Origin of the sequence: Pantoea jilinensis, from assembly GCF_019104105.1 — a bacterium.
Classification (GTDB): domain Bacteria; phylum Pseudomonadota; class Gammaproteobacteria; order Enterobacterales; family Enterobacteriaceae; genus Pantoea; species Pantoea eucalypti.
In genome coordinates this window covers 2939418-2956866 of the sequence record NZ_CP077746.1, presented here as the reverse complement: position 1 = coordinate 2956866, position 17449 = coordinate 2939418, and the positions used below count along the sequence as shown (strand labels likewise).

Annotated in this window: 14 protein-coding genes and 7 tRNA genes; 4 read left to right on the top strand and 17 right to left on the bottom strand. The window is 52.9% G+C overall.

All coding sequences use genetic code 11. The features are described 5' to 3' along the window. Nucleotides 1-18: 18 nt before the first annotated feature. Nucleotides 19-1443: a tRNA (N6-isopentenyl adenosine(37)-C2)-methylthiotransferase MiaB gene (miaB, locus tag KTJ90_RS13960; RefSeq protein WP_003853992.1), complete on the bottom strand. Its 1425-nt coding sequence runs from the start codon at nucleotides 1441-1443 to the stop codon at nucleotides 19-21. Nucleotides 1444-1615: 172 nt separating this feature from the next. Between miaB and ubiF the strand changes: the two genes are divergently transcribed. Further along, entirely contained in the window at nucleotides 1616-2788 is a 1173-nt protein-coding gene (gene ubiF / locus KTJ90_RS13955; RefSeq protein WP_003853990.1) for a 3-demethoxyubiquinol 3-hydroxylase, read from the top strand. Between the two features lie 112 nt (nucleotides 2789-2900). Here the strand turns inward: ubiF and KTJ90_RS13950 are convergent. The 12 genes from KTJ90_RS13950 to nagB all read right to left on the bottom strand — a co-directional run bounded on the left by KTJ90_RS13950 (nucleotide 2901) and on the right by nagB (nucleotide 9790). Continuing rightward, nucleotides 2901-2975 (bottom strand) — tRNA-Gln (locus KTJ90_RS13950). A gap of 29 nt (nucleotides 2976-3004) precedes the next feature. Beyond that, nucleotides 3005-3079 (bottom strand) — tRNA-Gln (locus tag KTJ90_RS13945). Between the two features lie 6 nt (nucleotides 3080-3085). Continuing rightward, nucleotides 3086-3162, bottom strand: a tRNA-Met gene (locus tag KTJ90_RS13940). Nucleotides 3163-3186: 24 nt separating this feature from the next. After that, nucleotides 3187-3261 (bottom strand) — tRNA-Gln (locus tag KTJ90_RS13935). Nucleotides 3262-3296: 35 nt separating this feature from the next. After that, nucleotides 3297-3371, bottom strand: a tRNA-Gln gene (locus KTJ90_RS13930). 22 nt (nucleotides 3372-3393) lie between these two features. After that, nucleotides 3394-3478, bottom strand: a tRNA-Leu gene (locus KTJ90_RS13925). A 9-nt stretch (nucleotides 3479-3487) separates the two neighbouring features. After that, nucleotides 3488-3564, bottom strand: a tRNA-Met gene (locus tag KTJ90_RS13920). A 218-nt stretch (nucleotides 3565-3782) separates the two neighbouring features. Then, nucleotides 3783-5450, bottom strand: a complete 1668-nt coding sequence (asnB, locus tag KTJ90_RS13915; protein WP_003852788.1) for an asparagine synthase B — start codon at nucleotides 5448-5450, stop codon at nucleotides 3783-3785. Nucleotides 5451-5758: 308 nt separating this feature from the next. Then, nucleotides 5759-6511, bottom strand: a complete 753-nt coding sequence (locus KTJ90_RS13910; RefSeq protein WP_078804195.1) for an HAD-IIA family hydrolase — start codon at nucleotides 6509-6511, stop codon at nucleotides 5759-5761. 39 nt (nucleotides 6512-6550) lie between these two features. After that, nucleotides 6551-7771, bottom strand: a complete 1221-nt coding sequence (gene nagC / locus KTJ90_RS13905; RefSeq protein WP_003852792.1) for a DNA-binding transcriptional regulator NagC — start codon at nucleotides 7769-7771, stop codon at nucleotides 6551-6553. Between the two features lie 7 nt (nucleotides 7772-7778). Beyond that, nucleotides 7779-8927, bottom strand: a complete 1149-nt coding sequence (gene nagA / locus KTJ90_RS13900) for an N-acetylglucosamine-6-phosphate deacetylase (RefSeq protein WP_039659169.1) — start codon at nucleotides 8925-8927, stop codon at nucleotides 7779-7781. A gap of 62 nt (nucleotides 8928-8989) precedes the next feature. Continuing rightward, entirely contained in the window at nucleotides 8990-9790 is an 801-nt protein-coding gene (gene nagB, locus KTJ90_RS13895) for a glucosamine-6-phosphate deaminase (RefSeq protein WP_003852796.1), read from the bottom strand. Nucleotides 9791-10117: 327 nt separating this feature from the next. Here nagB and nagE point away from each other — a divergent pair, with 327 nt between their 5' ends. The 3 genes from nagE (at nucleotide 10118) to KTJ90_RS13880 (ending at nucleotide 14595) form a co-directional block, all read left to right on the top strand. Beyond that, a complete protein-coding gene (gene nagE, locus KTJ90_RS13890) occupies nucleotides 10118-12145 on the top strand; it encodes a PTS sugar transporter subunit IIABC family protein (protein ID WP_499025034.1) in 2028 nt (675 codons plus the stop codon). 152 nt (nucleotides 12146-12297) lie between these two features. Next, nucleotides 12298-13965 (top strand): glutamine--tRNA ligase, encoded by a 1668-nt coding sequence (gene glnS, locus KTJ90_RS13885; RefSeq protein WP_008925009.1) that lies wholly within the window; start codon nucleotides 12298-12300, stop codon nucleotides 13963-13965. A gap of 234 nt (nucleotides 13966-14199) precedes the next feature. After that, entirely contained in the window at nucleotides 14200-14595 is a 396-nt protein-coding gene (locus KTJ90_RS13880; protein ID WP_003852803.1) for a hypothetical protein, read from the top strand. Between the two features lie 64 nt (nucleotides 14596-14659). On the opposite strand, the gene fur is transcribed toward KTJ90_RS13880, so the two are convergent. From fur to ybfF, 4 genes are all read right to left on the bottom strand, one after another. After that, a complete protein-coding gene (gene fur, locus KTJ90_RS13875; protein ID WP_003852805.1) occupies nucleotides 14660-15103 on the bottom strand; it encodes a ferric iron uptake transcriptional regulator in 444 nt (147 codons plus the stop codon). A gap of 348 nt (nucleotides 15104-15451) precedes the next feature. Continuing rightward, nucleotides 15452-15982, bottom strand: a complete 531-nt coding sequence (gene fldA / locus KTJ90_RS13870; protein WP_275766458.1) for a flavodoxin FldA — start codon at nucleotides 15980-15982, stop codon at nucleotides 15452-15454. 132 nt (nucleotides 15983-16114) lie between these two features. Beyond that, nucleotides 16115-16390 (bottom strand): LexA regulated protein, encoded by a 276-nt coding sequence (gene ybfE, locus KTJ90_RS13865; protein ID WP_003852811.1) that lies wholly within the window; start codon nucleotides 16388-16390, stop codon nucleotides 16115-16117. A gap of 168 nt (nucleotides 16391-16558) precedes the next feature. Next, nucleotides 16559-17323 (bottom strand): alpha/beta fold hydrolase, encoded by a 765-nt coding sequence (gene ybfF / locus KTJ90_RS13860; RefSeq protein ID WP_499025030.1) that lies wholly within the window; start codon nucleotides 17321-17323, stop codon nucleotides 16559-16561. Nucleotides 17324-17449 lie beyond the last annotated feature (126 nt).

Below are 17449 nucleotides of genomic sequence, written 5' to 3'. Positions count from 1 at the left end.
CGCCCGGTAGTGCAGGGATCACGGCTGGAACAGGCTCACGCCGATTTCGTTTTCTTTGCGGGTACGGGCAATCACAGAGGCCGGGCTTTCCGCCATACGCAGGCCCATCTCTTCTTCGGTACGCACCAGTTTGCCGCGCAGCGAGTTGGTGTAGACATCGACAATTTCAACATCCACAAAACGGCCAATCATCTCAGGTGAGCCTTCGAAATTAACCACACGGTTATTTTCGGTGCGGCCGGAAACTTCCATGACGTTCTTGCGGGAGATGCCTTCCACCAGAATACGCTGCACGGTGCCCACCATGCGGCGACTGATCGCCTGCGCCTGCTGGTTAATGCGGTCCTGGAGGATCCACAGACGCTGCTTTTTCTCCTCTTCGCTGACATCATCCGGCAGGTCAGCGGCTGGCGTGCCAGGACGGGCAGAGTAGACAAAGCTGAAGCTGACATCGAAATTGATCTCGGCGATAAGCTTCATGGTCTGCTCGAAATCCTGCTGCGTTTCACCCGGGAAGCCGATGATGAAGTCAGAACTGATCTCAATATCGGGCCGCGCTGCGCGCAGCTTGCGGATAATCGCCTTATATTCCAGCGCGGTGTGCGCACGCTTCATCAGCGTCAGAATACGGTCCGATCCACTCTGAACGGGCAGATGCAGGAAACTCACCAGCTCCGGGGTATCGCGGTAGACCTCGATAATGTCGTCAGTAAACTCAATCGGGTGGCTGGTGGTGAAACGAATACGGTCGATACCGTCGATAGCAGCGACCAGGCGCAGCAGCTCGGCGAAGGTACAGATCTCACCGTCAAAGGTGGCGCCACGATACGCGTTGACGTTCTGGCCAAGCAGGTTAACTTCACGCACACCCTGCGCCGCCAGCTGCGCGATTTCCAGCAAAATGTCATCGCTGGGACGGCTCACTTCCTCGCCGCGTGTGTAAGGAACCACGCAGAAAGTACAATATTTGTTGCAGCCTTCCATGATAGAAACAAAGGCTGTGGGACCTTCTGCGCGCGGATCCGGCAGGCGATCGAATTTCTCAATTTCCGGGAAACTGATGTCGACCACCGGACTTTTGGTGCCGCGCACGGTGTTAATCATTTCCGGCAGACGATGGAGTGTCTGCGGACCAAAAACGATATCGACGCAGGGAGCACGCTGGCGAATATGGTCCCCTTCCTGCGACGCGACGCAGCCGCCAACGCCGATAATGACATCCGGATTGCGCTCTTTGAGTTTTCTCCAGCGTCCCAGCAGGTGGAACACTTTCTCCTGCGCTTTTTCACGAATAGAACAGGTGTTAAGCAGCAGGATATCCGCCTCTTCAGGGACCTCGGTCAGCGTGTAGCCGTGCGTCGTGTTCAGCAGATCAGACATCTTGGATGAATCATACTCATTCATCTGACATCCCCAGGTTTTGATATGCAGTTTTTTTGTCATCGCGCTAGCCATTGATTCAGTGCAGTGAAGTGAGGGGCGCGTATTGTAATGCTTTGATGCTGTTGTGACCAGCCTGAGGGCTTTTCTGCCAGCCTTCGGGTTTTCCGGTACACTTTGCTCTATTCAGACCCGTGTTGCGCAGGCTGGCGGGAATAAGAGAGGGATATAAGCAATGCAGGATAATCAGTTTGATGTCGTGATTGTCGGCGGTGGCATGGTCGGTGCTGCGCTGGCCTGTGGACTGACACAGCAACATTTTCGCGTGGCGGTCATTGAGCGTGCCGAACCCGCTCCATTTGAGGCCGACAGCGATCCCGATTTGCGAATTTCAGCGATCGGATCCTCCTCGGTAGCGTTACTGAAGCAACTTAACGTCTGGCCGCGGGTAGACGCGATGCGCAGCGCGCCCTATCGGCGACTGGAAACCTGGGAGTGGCAAGCGGCGCAGGTAAGTTTTGATGCTGCCTCGCTGGGCTTACCTGAACTGGGTTTTATGGTTGAGAACAGCGTGCTTCAGCGGGCGTTGTGGGAGGAGATGCAGTCGCTGGGCGTGACCTGCTATTGTCCGGCCACGCTGGAAAATCTGCAGCCAGAAAATGGCGGCTGGCGCGTTGATCTTAACGACGGCGTGGCCTTACACACCCGGCTGGTGGTTGGCGCAGATGGTGCGAACTCACAGGTGCGGCAGATGGCCGGAATCGGGATTCATGGCTGGAGCTATGCGCAGTCCTGTTTACTGATCAGCGTGACCTGCGAACATCCGGCAGGAGATGCCACCTGGCAGCACTTTACGCCGCAGGGGCCGCGCGCCTTCCTGCCGCTGTATGGCAATCGCGCCTCACTGGTCTGGTACGACGCGCCTGCAAGAGTGCGTCAGCTGCAGACGATGCCGATGGCCCAGCTGGAAAAAGAGATTGCCAGCCACTTCCCGGCGCGGCTGGGACGTTTCAAAGCCCATGCGGCAGGGGGTTTTCCGCTGGTGCGTCGCCATGCTTCACGCTATGTCCTGCCAGGACTGGCGCTGGTTGGCGATGCCGCGCATACCATTAACCCGCTGGCCGGGCAGGGCGTGAATCTTGGCTATCGCGATATTGATGCGTTGATTGAGGTGCTGGTCAGCGCACGCGGTGCGGCGGAAGACTGGGCGTCAGAGCGGATATTGCAGCGCTATCACCGGCAGCGTCGTAAAGACAATATGCTGATGCAGGGCGGAATGGATCTCTTTTACTTTGCTTTCAGCAATCAGCTGGCACCACTGCGCTTCGCGCGTAATCTCGGACTGATTGCTGCCGAGCATTCCGGTGTCCTGAAGCGACAGGTATTACGATACGCACTGGGTTTATAGACCATTGCGCATTGAGGCTCGCCGCAGGGCGGGCCGGCAATCAGGAAGCGTGGAACGTTTCAGAAGGGACAAAAACAACAAAGCCCGCAAAAGCGGGCCTGGTTGTGCAATTTGGCTGGGGTGCAGGGATTCGAACCCCGGAATGCTGGTATCAGAAACCAGTGCCTTACCGCTTGGCGACACCCCAATAATGGTGTTTTTCAAATTGTCTTTGTATGGCTGGGGTGCAGGGATTCGAACCCCGGAATGCTGGTATCAGAAACCAGTGCCTTACCGCTTGGCGACACCCCAATTATATGGTGGCTACGACGGGAATCGAACCTGTGACCCCAGCATTATGAGTGCTGTGCTCTAACCAGCTGAGCTACGTAGCCTAATTGTACTGCATTTTTCAATGATGGCTGGGATACCTGGATTCGAACCAGGGAATGCCGGTATCAAAAACCGGTGCCTTACCGCTTGGCGATATCCCATTCGTCCGTTCTCAGCATACAAGAATCATCGAAATTGGCTGGGATACCTGGATTCGAACCAGGGAATGCCGGTATCAAAAACCGGTGCCTTACCGCTTGGCGATATCCCATCCACGCTGCCGAATAATGAAATGGTGCGGGAGGCGAGACTTGAACTCGCACACCTTGCGGCGCCAGAACCTAAATCTGGTGCGTCTACCAATTTCGCCACTCCCGCAAAAAAAGATGGTGGCTACGACGGGAATCGAACCTGTGACCCCAGCATTATGAGTGCTGTGCTCTAACCAGCTGAGCTACGTAGCCATCTTTTTTTCGCGTTACCTTCATCGGCGTTGCGGGGCGCATTATGCGGAGTTGACCAGACAGCGTCAACAAGTTTTTTACCGTTTTTTGCCAGATAATTGCTGTTTGACTGGCTTATAACCAGCCTGGCGGTTTATTCGGCAATTTTTCAGTGAATACAACGCTAATCGTAAAAAAAATGGGCCGCAGCGGGCCCATTCTGACGGCTCTCTGCCTGCTTATTTGTAAGCTGACTGATGCACACCGACGGCACGTCCGGATGGATCGTCCATGTTTTTAAACGCTTCATCCCACTCAATTGCTTTGGCAGAAGAGCAGGCGACCGATGGACCACCAGGCACACATTCTGCCGCGCTCGCTAATGGGAACAGCTCTTCGAAGATCTCACGATAAAGATACGCTTCTTTCGAACCTGGCGTGTTGAACGGGAAACGGAAGTGGGCGGTTGCCAGCTGCTGATCGCTGATTTGCTTCGCCGCGACTTCTTTCAGTGAGTCGATCCAGCTGTACCCCACGCCATCCGAGAACTGCTCTTTCTGACGCCACGCCACGCTCTCTGGCAGGTAAGAGGAGAAACATTCACGCAGAATGTGCTTCTCCATTTTACCGTTGCTGCCACACATTTTGTCGGCCGGGTTAATCCGCATCGCCACATCCAGGAATTTTTTATCCAGGAAGGGTACACGTGCCTCAACGCCCCAGGCTGACATCGCTTTGTTAGCACGGGCGCAGTCGAACATATGCAGCGCCTGCAGTTTACGCACGTTTTCTTCGTGGAACTCTTTGGCGTTTGGCGCCTTATGGAAATAGAGATAGCCGCCGAAGACTTCATCTGCGCCTTCGCCAGACAGCACCATCTTAATGCCCATCGCTTTGATTTTACGCGACATTAAGTACATCGGCGTAGAGGCGCGAATAGTAGTGACGTCATAAGTTTCAATGTGATAAATCACATCCCGAATCGCATCCAGTCCTTCCTGAACGGTGAAATGAATTTCGTGGTGCACGGTGCCCAGATGCTCCGCTACGGTTTTCGCCGCTTTTAAATCGGGTGAACCTTCCAGTCCGACTGCGAAGGAGTGCAGTTGCGGCCACCAGGCATCACTTTTGTCCTGATCCTCAACCCGCTTTGCTGCAAAACGCTTGGTCACAGCTGAAATGATGGAGGAGTCCAGACCGCCTGACAGCAGCACACCGTAAGGTACATCTGACATCAGGTGGCTTTTCACGGACTCTTCCAGCGCATGCTTCAGGCCAGCGGCGTCGGTGGTGTTGTGCTCAACGTTTTTGTATTCCATCCAGTCACGCTGCCAGTAACGACGGATTTCACCATCGGTGCTGGAGAGATAGCTTCCCGGCGGGAATTCTTTGATGGAACGGCAGGCTGGCACCAGCGCTTTCATTTCTGAAGCAACAAACAGGTTGCCGTGCTCATCGTTACCCATATAGAGCGGGATGATGCCAATGTGGTCGCGACCAATCAGCCAGGTTTTTTTAACGGTGTCATAGAGGATAAAGGCGAACATGCCTTCCAGCTCGTCGAGGAAATCGACACCTTTCTCCTGATAGAGCGCCAGAATGACTTCACAGTCAGAGCCGGTCTGAAATTCGTAGCGATCGCTGAGTTCAGCGCGCAGTGCCTGATGGTTGTAAATTTCGCCGTTAACCGCCAGTACGTGGGTGTGATCGGCGTTGTACAGCGGCTGTGCGCCATTGTTAACGTCAACAATTGAGAGGCGTTCATGCGCCAGAATAGCATGATCATCGGCGAAGACGCCTGACCAGTCCGGGCCGCGATGACGCATTAAGCGTGAACATTCCAGCGCTTTTTTGCGCAGCTCAACAGGATCGGTTTTCAGATCCAGCACACCAAAAATTGAACACATAACTGACTCCTGAGCTCACCTTACGGCGATGTTATCTTTTACGTTTGTCCGGCAGCCTGTCGCTGCGTGATACATAAGAAAATGCGCTATTTAGTGCATTCAATGCAAGAGGAATCGTGATTTACTGATAAAAATATTGTTAACATGGCAATAATTTTGAATAAACGATAATTTAAACGTTGTTTTATTGATGGATCAGCAATGGAATGGCTTTTGTGAACAAAAAACAGGCAGTGAAACCCGCGGGAACAGGGGAAAAAAAGGGGGACGCATCACAGATTAGCCGGATGCGTCATAAGAGAAATGAATCAGAACAGGTCAATATCGGCAACAGAAGGGTAGATCCAGTCCGGGCGGAACGGCATAGCATCAATATCCGTCAGCGTGGAGACGCCAGAGAGAACCAGCACCGTCTCCAGACCCGCCTGAAAACCGGCCAGAATATCGGTTCGCAGATTGTCGCCAACAATGACCGTCTCTTCAGAGTGAGCCTGCATTTTGTTCAGCGCGGCGCGCATGATGTAGGGGCTGGGTTTGCCAACAACAAACGGGCGACGACCAGAGATTTTCTCGATACCCGCACAGAGCGCGCCACAGGCAGGAATAAAACCGCGCGCATGCGTATCCGGGTTAGTAGCAATGAAGCGAGCGCCGCTAGCCACGAAAAAAGCCGCTTTATGCATCATGTCCCAGTTAAACGAGCGTGTCTCACCGACAATCACGAAGTCGGGATTCACATCAGTAATCGTAAAGCCCGCTTTGTAGAGTTCGTGAATCAGCGCGCCCTCACCAATGACATAGGCCTTTTTGCCTTCCTGACGGCGCAGGAAATCGGCTGTGGCCATTGCCGAGGTATAGAAAACGGATTCAGGAACCTCAACACCGGCCGAGGCAAAACGGTTAGCCAGATCCTGCTCGGTTTGCGAGGGATAGTTTGTCAGCACCACCAGCGGCATCTCTTTGGCCAGAATGCGCTGTAAAAATTCCTGCGCGCCGGGAACGGCCGTGTTGTCGTGCATCAGCACGCCATCGATATCACAAATTACGCTTTTAATGGTCATAGTCAGATCCGATGTGGCCCGCCACAGCAGCGGGTTAGCTTAGTCTTCAAGAAGATGTTGCAGCAGAATGCCGTTAAGCATGGCACGTTTGGCGAGCGCAAACGCGCCAATGGCAGAACGATGATCCAGGGTGGAGCGCACAACCGGCAGATTTTTGCGAAAGGCGGCTAAGGCCTGGGTATTGATACAGCCTTCGATAGCGGGCAGCAGCACTTTTTCGGCCTCTGTGATCTCACCCGCCAGCACCACTTTTTGTGGATTAAACAGGTTGATTGCGATTGCGATCGCTTTGCCAAGATAACGGCCCACATGCTCGATCACTTCACACGCCAGCGCATCACCCTGATTGGCCGCTTTGCAGATATGAGACATCTGGCTCGCCTCCAGCGTCAGCGTGCTGGGATGGCCCTGACTCAACAGATGTCGCACCCGATTTTCAATGGCGCCGTTGGCGGCAATGGTTTCAAGGCAGCCAAAGTTGCCGCAGTGGCAGCGTTCACCAAGGGGATCGACCTGAATATGGCCGATCTCGCCGACGTTGCCGTTGCTGCCAAGAAAGATATGGCCGTTAGCAATAATGCCGGCACCGGTGCCACGGTGTAAGCGCACCAGAATTGAGTCTGCACAGTCGCGGCTTGCACCGAAGTAGTGCTCGGCCAGGGCCAGACTGCGGATATCGTGGCCGACAAAGCTCGTGACGTTGAAACGTTTTTTCAGGCTGGCGACCAGCGGCCAGTGGCTGACGGAAATATGCGGCATATAGCGGATGACGCCGTTAATCGGATCGACCAGCCCTGGCAGGATAACGGAAATCGCGATCAGCTCGCGTATTTTGCGCTGGTGCTGCTCAATGAAGCTGCTGATAGCGTTAAACAGCGCATGTTCCAGCGTCTCCTGAGTGCGCTCCGGCAGGGCGTAATCTTCCTGTGCCAGTGATTTACCACTGAGGTCGAACAGGGTCAGGGTGGCATCATTGCGTCCGAGACGGACGCCGATGGTATGGAAATGGCGGGTTTCAGTAATAATCGAAATGGCGCGGCGACCACCGGTAGAGGCCTGCTGGTCTACCTCTTTGATCAGGCCGCGCTCAATCAACTGGCGGGTAATTTTGGTGACACTGGCGGGGGCAAGCTGACTGAGTTCAGCAATCTGAATGCGCGATATCGGCCCCTGTTGATCAATCAGCCGGTAAACCGCTGCGCTATTGAGTTGCTTAACAAGATCGACATTTCCTATTTGTGACTGGCCGCCAGTGGTCATTCAGTGCTTACTCGCTCAGGACGTCGTCTCCGTTGACAAACGTCTTAATGATTTTAAAGTCGCGCGTAAACACAGTCAGGTTCGCGATTTTTCCTGCTTCGATCGAGCCCAACTGCCTTTCCACGCCCATCGCCCGTGCCGGATAAAGTGATGCCATGCGCAACGCTTCATCCAGTGCGATACCCACATGCTCGACGCTGTTTTGTACCGCTTCGATCATCGTCAGGGCAGAACCACTTAATGTGCCGTTTTCGTCGACACAAAGCCCATCACGATAATAGATTGTTTTGCCTGCAAAAATAAACTCGCTGATGTCAGCACCAGCGGGGGCAGTGGCATCCGTTACCAGCACCAGTTTGTCGCCTTTAATGCGCTTTGCATTCCGTACGTTAGCGTAATGTACATGTAAACCATCCGCAATAATGCCGCAGTATACATCAGGTGAATCAAACAGCGCACCGATAAGCCCGGGTTCACGGCCGGCAAATGCCGGCATGGCGTTGTAGAGGTGCGTTGCGAAACGCACGCCAGCAGAAAAACCCGCTTTCGCCTCTTCATAAGTCGCATTCGAGTGACCCGCTGAAACGATGATTCTGGCGTCTGTCAGCTGACGAATCACCTCGCTGCCGGCGTTTTCCGGTGCCAGCGTGACTTTGGTGATGACGTCTGCGTTGTCACAAAGATACTGCACCATCGCAGCATCCGGCAGGCGAATCAGCGCCGGATCGTGGGTGCCTTTTTTCGCCTTACTCAGCCAGGGCCCTTCCAGATGCAGACCCAGGGCCTGATGCTGATGTTTCTGCAGATAGGCGCGCATGGTTTCAATCGCACGCTTCATCAGGGCATCGCTGCTGGTAATCAGCGTCGGTAAAAAGCTGGTGCAGCCAGACTTCTCATTGGCGCGCTGCATCGTTTCCAGGGTTTCGATACTCAGTGCATCCAGGCTGTCATTGAACTGCACACCGCCGCAGCCGTTGAGCTGAAGATCGATAAAACCTGGCGCAATCATCGCGCCCGCCATATCCCGCTGCTCAATATTGGCCGGGAGCGATTCACGCGGGCAGACGCGTGCAATAAGCCCGTCAGCCACCACGACGGCATGATTGTCCAGAACCTCATGGCCACTGTAAATTCGACCGTTTACTAATGCGTACATCTCTTTTCTCCCGTCCTGGCCTGCTGTCACTCAGCGTAACAGCAGGGCACGACAATGTTCTGTTACACGCCTTTCATATTTTCCGCTTCCATTTCGCGGAAATATTTCACGGTTTTCACTTTCAGTTCCATGGTGGCGGGTTCATCACAGACCACCACCGATTTGGCATGCAGCTGCAGACAGCTGATTGTCCACATATGATTCACGTTGCCTTCCACTGCCGCCTGCAGTGCCTGTGCTTTAACATGGCCGGTAACCAGAATCATCACTTCTTCTGCATCCAGCAGCGTACCGACGCCCACGGTAAGGGCATATTTAGGCACCTGATCAACATCGCCGTTAAAGAAGCGAGAGTTTGCCACGCGGGTGTCATGCGTCAGGGTTTTAATGCGGGTACGGGAGGCCAGTGAAGAAGCCGGCTCGTTAAAGGCGATATGACCGTCGTTACCGACACCGCCCATAAACAGGTGAATTTTACCCAGCGTGCGAATTTTCTCTTCGTACTGACGACATTCTGCGTCAATATCCGGCGCATTACCATTCAGCAGGTTGATATTTTCCGGTTGAATATCAACGTGATCAAAGAAATTGCGATACATGAAACTGTGATAGCTTTCCGGATGCTCTTTCGGCAGGCCAACATATTCGTCCATATTGAAGGTGACGACATGCTTAAAACTGACCTGGCCCGCTTTGTGCATATCAATCAGGTGCTTGTACGCCTCCAGGGGTGTACCGCCGGTCGGCAGACCCAGAACAAAAGGTTTATCCGCCGTCGGATTAAATGCATTGATGCGGTTAACAATATGTCGGGCGGCCCATTTGCCTACCTGGGTTGGCGTCGCTAAAGGAATCAGTCTCATGTTTCACCTCATTAGAAAATGGAAAGGGGATCGCTAAACCGTTGCGTTACTCATCAGCCTGAGCAGATTTTCTATTCTCGCCACGGGCGGAGCGCAATTCAATATTTCGGATCATAAAATAAGTTTGCAGTCATTGCCAGATGTTGCCGTATGACACGATGTTTTTTAGTGATAAAAATCACATCTGGCAGGGTTTTAATTTGCGAAGCGAATTAATTTATTATTACACTTCGCTGCGTGATATGAAGTGTATTAACGATCTTTGCAGCTGACACAACAACATTAAGCAGCGCAAAGCGACAAGTCAGGCTCATAGGGGGAAGGGTTATGTTAGGTTACTTACAAAAGGTGGGGCGTGCACTGATGGTGCCGGTCGCTACCCTGCCAGCAGCAGCAATACTAATGGGGGTTGGCTACTGGATTGATCCAGACAGCTGGGGTGCAGGCAATGCGCTGGCTGCCTTACTGATCAAATCAGGTTCTGCCATCATTGAGCACATGTCAGTCCTGTTTGCGATTGGTATCGCCTATGGCATGTCAAAAGATAAAGATGGTGCGGCAGCCCTGACCGGCTTTGTCGGATTCCTGGTGGTCACCACGCTTTGCTCACCGGCCGCGGTGGCCATGATTCAGAAAATTCCTTTAGCTCAGGTACCTGCAGCGTTTGGCAAAATTGAGAATCAGTTTGTCGGTATTCTGGTCGGTATCCTGTCAGCAGAAGTCTATAACCGCTTCAGCCATGTTGAGCTGCCTAAAGCGCTCTCCTTCTTCAGCGGACGACGGCTGGTGCCGATTCTGGTTTCGTTCCTGATGATCTTCGTCGCTTTTATCCTGATGTACATCTGGCCAGTGGTGTTTAACGGCCTGGTCAGCTTTGGTGAACACATCCAGAAGCTGGGCTCTGTCGGTGCCGGCATCTATGCCTTCTTCAACCGCCTGCTGATTCCGGTCGGTCTGCATCACGCGCTGAACTCCGTGTTCTGGTTTGACGTTGCAGGTATTAATGACATTCCTAAATTCCTTGGCGGTGCGCAGTCACTGGCTGACGGAACCGCAACCGTAGGGATTACCGGTCGTTATCAGGCGGGCTTTTTCCCGATTATGATGTTTGGTCTGCCGGGTGCAGCACTGGCTATCTACCACTGTGCGCGTCCAGAGAACCGCGTCAAAGTGGGGAGTATTATGCTGGCTGCTGCGTTTGCTGCCTTCTTTACGGGTATCACCGAACCGCTGGAATTCTCCTTTATGTTCGTGGCGCCGGTGCTCTATCTGATCCACGCCGTTCTGACCGGTCTCTCTGTCTTTATCGCTGCCAGTATGCACTGGATTGCCGGATTTGGTTTCAGCGCCGGGCTGGTGGATATGGTGCTGTCGACCCGTAATCCTCTCGCGACACACTGGTACATGCTGATTCCGCAGGGGCTGGTCTTCTTCGCTATCTACTATGTCGTGTTCCGCTTCACGATTAAAAAATTCAACCTGATGACGCCAGGCCGTGAGCTGGCGGTTGACGGTGATGAAAGTGATGGTTACGACGTCAACGTGGATAAAACCGACAATGGTGAAACGGCGACTGAATCACTGGCGCGCCGTTACATCGGTGCAGTGGGTGGTTCAGAGAACTTAACCAGCATCGATGCCTGTATCACCCGTCTGCGTCTTAATGTGAATGATTCCGCTCAGGTTAATGAAGGTGTGGCGAAGCGTCTTGGTGCGTCCGGCGTGATTCGTCTTAACAAACAGAGCGTGCAGATCATCGTGGGCACCCAGGCAGAAAGCATCGCCTCGGCCATGAAAAAAGTGCTGACCAAGGGTCCGGTTGCTGCAGCGACAGCCAGCAGCGCACCGGCTGAGCCGGCTGTGGCACCGCAGGCGGTGCTGAACAGTGAGAAGCGTGTCATCGCAACCCTGCTGGCACCAGTCAGCGGTGAAGTCGTGGCACTGGATGATGTGCCGGATGAAGCCTTCGCCAGCAAAGCGGTGGGTGACGGTCTGGCGATCAAACCCAGCGACAAATGGGTCGTGGCACCGATAGCGGGTACGCTGGTTAAAATCTTCAACACCAATCACGCCTTCTGTCTGGAAACGGACAATGGTGTAGAGATAGTGGTACACATGGGACTGGATACCGTGGCGCTGGAAGGTAAAGGCTTTACCCGTCTGGTTGACGAGGGGGCCACCGTGGTCGCTGGTCAGCGGGTGCTGGAGATGGACCTTGAATTCCTGAACGCGAACGCCCGCTCAATGGTGAGTCCGGTCGTGGTCAGTAACAGCGATGACTTCGCAGGGCTGACATTACTGGCTCGCGGCCAGGTGGTAGCCGGTGAAACCCCGCTATACGAAGTGAAAGGCTAATCCCCGCAACAGAACCCCACAGGCAGGAAGCGATTCCTGCCTTTTTTGTTTTAAAGGCTTAACAAACGGTTGTTTCCCTCAGACGCTTTGTGGATCATACTCCGTTACTTCGTGGTACAAATCACCCGTTATTCGTATTGAGGATTTTTGAGATGAGTGAGGCTGAAGCCCGCCCAACTAACTTTATTCGTCAGATCATTGACGAAGATTTGGCGAGCGGTAAGCACAGCAGCGTGCATACCCGTTTCCCGCCAGAGCCCAATGGCTATCTGCATATTGGTCATGCGAAATCGATCTGTCTGAATTTTGGCATCGCCCAGGATTATCAGGGGCAATGCAACCTGCGTTTCGACGATACCAATCCTGTTAAAGAGGATATGGAATTTGTTGAATCCATTAAGCGTGACGTCCAGTGGCTGGGTTTTGAGTGGAGCGGTGAGGTCTGTTACTCATCAAACTATTTTGATCAGCTCTACAATTATGCCATCGAGCTGATTTCTAAAGGTCTGGCTTACGTTGATGAACTCAGTCCGGATGAGATTCGCGAATATCGCGGCACCCTGAAAGAGCCTGGCAAAAACAGCCCTTATCGCGATCGCAGCGTGGAAGAGAACCTGGCGCTGTTTGAGAAAATGCGCAACGGTGAGTTTGCCGAAGGCAGCGCCTGTCTGCGTGCCAAAATCGACATGGCCTCTAGTTTCATCGTGATGCGTGATCCGGTGCTGTACCGCATCAAGTTCGCAGAACACCACCAGACGGGTAACAAGTGGTGCATCTATCCGATGTATGACTTTACCCACTGCATCTCCGATGCGCTGGAAGGCATCACGCACTCACTGTGTACGCTGGAGTTTCAGGACAACCGCCGTCTCTATGACTGGGTGCTGGATAACATCACCATTCCGGTTCATCCGCGCCAGTACGAGTTCTCGCGTCTGAATCTGGAGTATGCGGTGATGTCGAAACGCAAACTCACTCAGCTGGTGACCGAGAAGCACGTAGAAGGCTGGGACGATCCGCGCATGCTGACCGTTTCAGGTCTGCGTCGTCGCGGTTACACCGCAGCCTCTATCCGTGAGTTCTGCCGTCGTATTGGCGTGACCAAACAGGATAACATCGTGGAGATGGCCTCGCTGGAATCCTGTATTCGCGATGATCTTAACGAGAATGCACCACGTGCCATGGCGGTGCTCGATCCGCTAAAAGTGGTGATCGAAAACCTGCCAGCGGGTCACAGCGAAACCCTCACCATGCCCAATCATCCGGGTAAGCCGGAGATGGGCACGCGTGAAGTGCCGTTCAGCCGCGAGATCTGGATCGACCGTGCAGATTTCCGTGAAGAGGCGAACAAGCAATATAAACGTCTGGTGCTGGGCAAAGAAGTTCGCCTGCGCAACGCCTACGTGATTCGTGCTGAGCGAATTGCTAAAGATGAAGCGGGCAACATCACCTGCATCTATTGCACCAGCGATGTTGATACGCTGAGCAAAGATCCTGCTGATGGCCGTAAGGTCAAAGGCGTGATTCACTGGGTCTCTGCCGATCACGCGCAGCCTGCTGAGTTCCGTCTGTATGACCGCCTGTTCAGCGTGCCAAACCCGGGTGCGGCTGAGGACTTCCTGGCGGTAATCAACCCTGAGTCACTGGCGATTAAACAGGGCTTTGTGGAACCGAGCCTGCGCGATGTAGAACCGACCACACCGTTCCAGTTTGAACGTGAAGGTTATTTCTGCGCCGACAGCGTTTACTCTACGCCCTCGCAGTTGGTATTCAACCGTACCGTTGGTCTTCGTGATACCTGGACGAAAGCCGGCGAATAACGTGTTGAGGCTGACCTCATAAAATGACAAAAGGGCGATTTATCGCCCTTTTTTATTGTCCCTATTTCGACCATTACCGACGTTTGTTCTGAACTAACTGCAATCCATTAAATGCCATACTGTGAGAGAAATCTGAGTTTAAAAAAATTAATCAATTTCAGGATGTGAATTAGCAGCTTTCAGGTAGGCTATGCGCTCTCAGAGGTTGCACAGCGGGTTACAGAAGGAAAAAATATGACCGTTCTCGCCCAGGAAGCCAAACACAGTGTCGTCGTTTTACATCAGCTCATTGAACGTATTTTTAATAAGCCCGCCGGATCAGACGACAGTTTTGAGCTGCTGATGTCCTATTTTCATCCTGAATTCCGCATGGTGACCCCTAAAGGCAAAGAGTACAATCTGAACGAGGTCGAGGATCTTTTCCGGCAGTTGCAGGGGCAGCGGGAAGGGATGCGCATTGCCACCTGCGAACATGTGATCCTCTCTCATCATGATAAAGAGATCACCGTGCAGTATCGCGAAATGCAGATGATGAATGGCAATAACAATAGCCGCATCTCGCTGGCCATTCTCGATTGCAGTAGCTCTATTCCGCGCTGGCGTTATCTGCAGGAGACGCTGGTCGCCTGACTGACAGCAGACATCAGACGAAAAAAAACCGGTGAATTCACCGGTTTTTTTATTTCAGCTCGCGTTACTGGTCGTGCAGGGTTTCATTTTCCCGGCAATCGCCCAGTGTGCAGTGTCCGTAAAGATAGAGGCTGTGGTTAGTGAGCTTGATGCCGTGGCGGGTTGCGATTTCACGCTGACGCGTTTCGATAGACTCGTCGCTGAACTCAATAACCTTGCCGCAATCCAGGCAAATCAGGTGATCGTGATGATGCTGCTGCGTCAGTTCGAAGACCGATTTGCCGCCTTCGAAATTGTGGCGCGTCACAATACCCGCGTCATCGAACTGGTTAAGCACACGGTAAACGGTAGCCAGTCCAATCTCTTCGCCGATATCAATCAGGCGTTTATACAAATCTTCCGCACTGACGTGATGGCACTCAGGTTCCTGAAGCACTTCCAGAATTTTCAGTCTGGGCAGTGTCACTTTCAGGCCAGCCTTCTTTAATGCGGTGTTGTTGTCAGTCATGCGGATTTTGTCCTGTTACTAATATTCACTTTTGTGGCTTGTCGCCTTGAATGTCGATCTACACTCATTCTCATTTGCGTCTCATTATAGAACTGAAGCGATGAAATGAAAACCAGAGGGCGTGCCTGAATCATCATGGGCTGCTGGGGAGGCGTCACCGGGCCGGGGAGAATTCTGGCAGATGTCTGTTTGTACATCGCTTAGTCTTGCCGCGTGAGAAAATAAGCGGAAGATCGATGCGGGTATTCTACAGATTAAACGGAGAAAGTTAAAAAAATGTGGCTATTATTTCTATAGGAATTTCCATTACCTCAATGTGAGCTGGCGCTCACATTGAGTCAGACACCATCACGCTTCGATGATCTCTTTCAGTTGCAGTTCATCAAAAATCTGCTTAACCCACTGTTCAACACGCTGGTTAGTCAGTTCAGGCTGACGATCTTCGTCGATAGCCAGACCCAGGAAGTGGGTATCATCCGCCAGACCTTTTGAGGCTTCGAAATGGTAGCCCTCAGTTGGCCAGTGTCCGACAATCACGGCACCGTGTGGCTCAATAATGTCGCGGATGGTGCCCATCGCATCACAGAAGTACTCTGCGTAATCTTCCTGATCGCCGCAGCCAAACAACGCCACCAGCTTGCCATTAAAGTCGATCTCTTCCAGCGTCGGGAAGAAGTCATCCCAGTCGCACTGTGCTTCACCGTAGTACCAGGTTGGAATACCCAGCAGCAGGATATCAAATGCTTCCAGATCTTCTTTTGTGCTTTTCGCGATGTCATGCACTTCTGCAACGTCTGAACCCAGCTGTTTCTGGATCATTTTTGCAATGTTTTCGGTATTACCGGTATCGCTGCCAAAGAAGATGCCTACGAGTGCCATGAGTAAAATAACCTCTTAAATCCTGATGATGAGATGTGTGCCGCAGCACATTTCAGCGAATAATAGCAGACGAGAGAAAACCGGTGAACGGTTAAAGCCCCGACATTTGCTCCTGCGTGCGATTTGCCCGCATCAATCCAGTTTGAGCTGCGCCAGCAGCATCTGTTCAATCAGTTCGCTGCGGCTGAGATTACGCTGTTCTGCCAGCGTATTAAGTGCATCGACGGCTTCACTGTTCATTTTCAGTTCGACACGACGAAGTCCGCGTCCTTTGTCACGTTTAAGCTGGTTGCGCTTGTTGATGCGCAGCTGTTCATCACGCGAAAGCGGACTGGTTTTGGGTCGACCGGGGCGGCGCTCATCAGCAAAGAGATCGAGCGTCGTGCGGTCAGTCTGTTCTTTTGCCATGGCTTAGTAAAACTGAATGGGGGCGGGCGCCAGACACTCACCGCGCAGATTATAAATTATTGGCCATTGCCGCAGCAAAACTGACCAGCGGCAAAATTTTAGCGCGCCATCATACTTCACGCGTACTCCCGACGCCAATCCTAAACTTTTACCGCCATCTATTTGCTTTTAAAGCGCAAAAAAACGACGAATGCTGCGCAAAACGGCATCAGGTTTCTCTGCATGAACCCAGTGCCCGGCGCCGCCAATGACATGTGCCTGAGCCGCCGGAAACTGTTGAAGTAACACGTCGCGGTAGCGGTTATCCAGATAGTTTGAGTCGCCGCCACGAATAAACAACGCGGGATGATCCCAGGCAGGAACCGGCTGCCAGCCAGAAATCGTGGTGTAGTTATCCCACAGTACCGGCACATTGAAGCGCCACTCACCCTCCTGAAATGACTTCAGCAGAAACTGGATAACCCCTTCTTCATCAATCAGCGTGCGCATAATGCGGGCTGCCTCGCTGCGGAATGAAACGCCCGCATCAGTGACGGCACGAATACCGGCAAAAATCTCATCGTGGCGGCGGGTCTGGTAGTCCACCGGTGCGATATCGATCATCACCAGTCGCTCAATGCGATCCGGCACCAGCGCGCTCATGGTCATCGCGATTTTACCGCCCATCGAGTGACCGATAACCGCGACGCGTTCGATGCCCTGTGCATCCAGCGTGTCGACCATATCCTGCGCCATTACAGCGTAGTTCATCTCGTCGGATCGTGGCGAAAGACCGTGGTTACGGACATCAACCTGCAGCAGGGGACCGGCATCTTTCAGCCCGCGCGCCAGCACACCAAGGTTATCCAGGCTGCCAAACAGACCATGGATAAGGAGGATGGGCAGGGAATCAGGAGGGGATTGTTCAGTTTGCAGACGGGCGTTCAAAATCATAGCAAAGTTCTTAAGTTTGAGACCTGAGCTTAGGTTATCATGGTTTCACCTTTTCAGGTGCGCCGGTTCCGGTGGCATTAGGACATATTCTGACTTTTGCCCGTAAACCGTTTGATTGCTAACAAC

Bases quoted from the DNA above. Each gene is read 5' to 3' on its own strand.
- ybfF (WP_499025030.1), bottom strand. From the start codon at position 17,323: ATGATTTTGAACGCCCGTCTGCAAACTGAACAATCCCCTCCTGATTCC.
- nagE (WP_499025034.1), top strand. From the start codon at position 10,118: ATGTTAGGTTACTTACAAAAGGTGGGGCGTGCACTGATGGTGCCGGTC.
- nagC (WP_003852792.1), bottom strand. From the start codon at position 7,771: ATGACCACTGGCGGCCAGTCACAAATAGGAAATGTCGATCTTGTTAAG.
- KTJ90_RS13880 (WP_003852803.1), top strand. From the start codon at position 14,200: ATGACCGTTCTCGCCCAGGAAGCCAAACACAGTGTCGTCGTTTTACAT.
- glnS (WP_008925009.1), top strand. From the start codon at position 12,298: ATGAGTGAGGCTGAAGCCCGCCCAACTAACTTTATTCGTCAGATCATT.
- fur (WP_003852805.1), bottom strand. From the start codon at position 15,103: ATGACTGACAACAACACCGCATTAAAGAAGGCTGGCCTGAAAGTGACA.
- ybfE (WP_003852811.1), bottom strand. From the start codon at position 16,390: ATGGCAAAAGAACAGACTGACCGCACGACGCTCGATCTCTTTGCTGAT.
- fldA (WP_275766458.1), bottom strand. From the start codon at position 15,982: ATGGCACTCGTAGGCATCTTCTTTGGCAGCGATACCGGTAATACCGAA.
- nagB (WP_003852796.1), bottom strand. From the start codon at position 9,790: ATGAGACTGATTCCTTTAGCGACGCCAACCCAGGTAGGCAAATGGGCC.
- miaB (WP_003853992.1), bottom strand. From the start codon at position 1,443: ATGACAAAAAAACTGCATATCAAAACCTGGGGATGTCAGATGAATGAG.
- ubiF (WP_003853990.1), top strand. From the start codon at position 1,616: ATGCAGGATAATCAGTTTGATGTCGTGATTGTCGGCGGTGGCATGGTC.
- asnB (WP_003852788.1), bottom strand. From the start codon at position 5,450: ATGTGTTCAATTTTTGGTGTGCTGGATCTGAAAACCGATCCTGTTGAG.
- nagA (WP_039659169.1), bottom strand. From the start codon at position 8,927: ATGTACGCATTAGTAAACGGTCGAATTTACAGTGGCCATGAGGTTCTG.
- KTJ90_RS13910 (WP_078804195.1), bottom strand. From the start codon at position 6,511: ATGACCATTAAAAGCGTAATTTGTGATATCGATGGCGTGCTGATGCAC.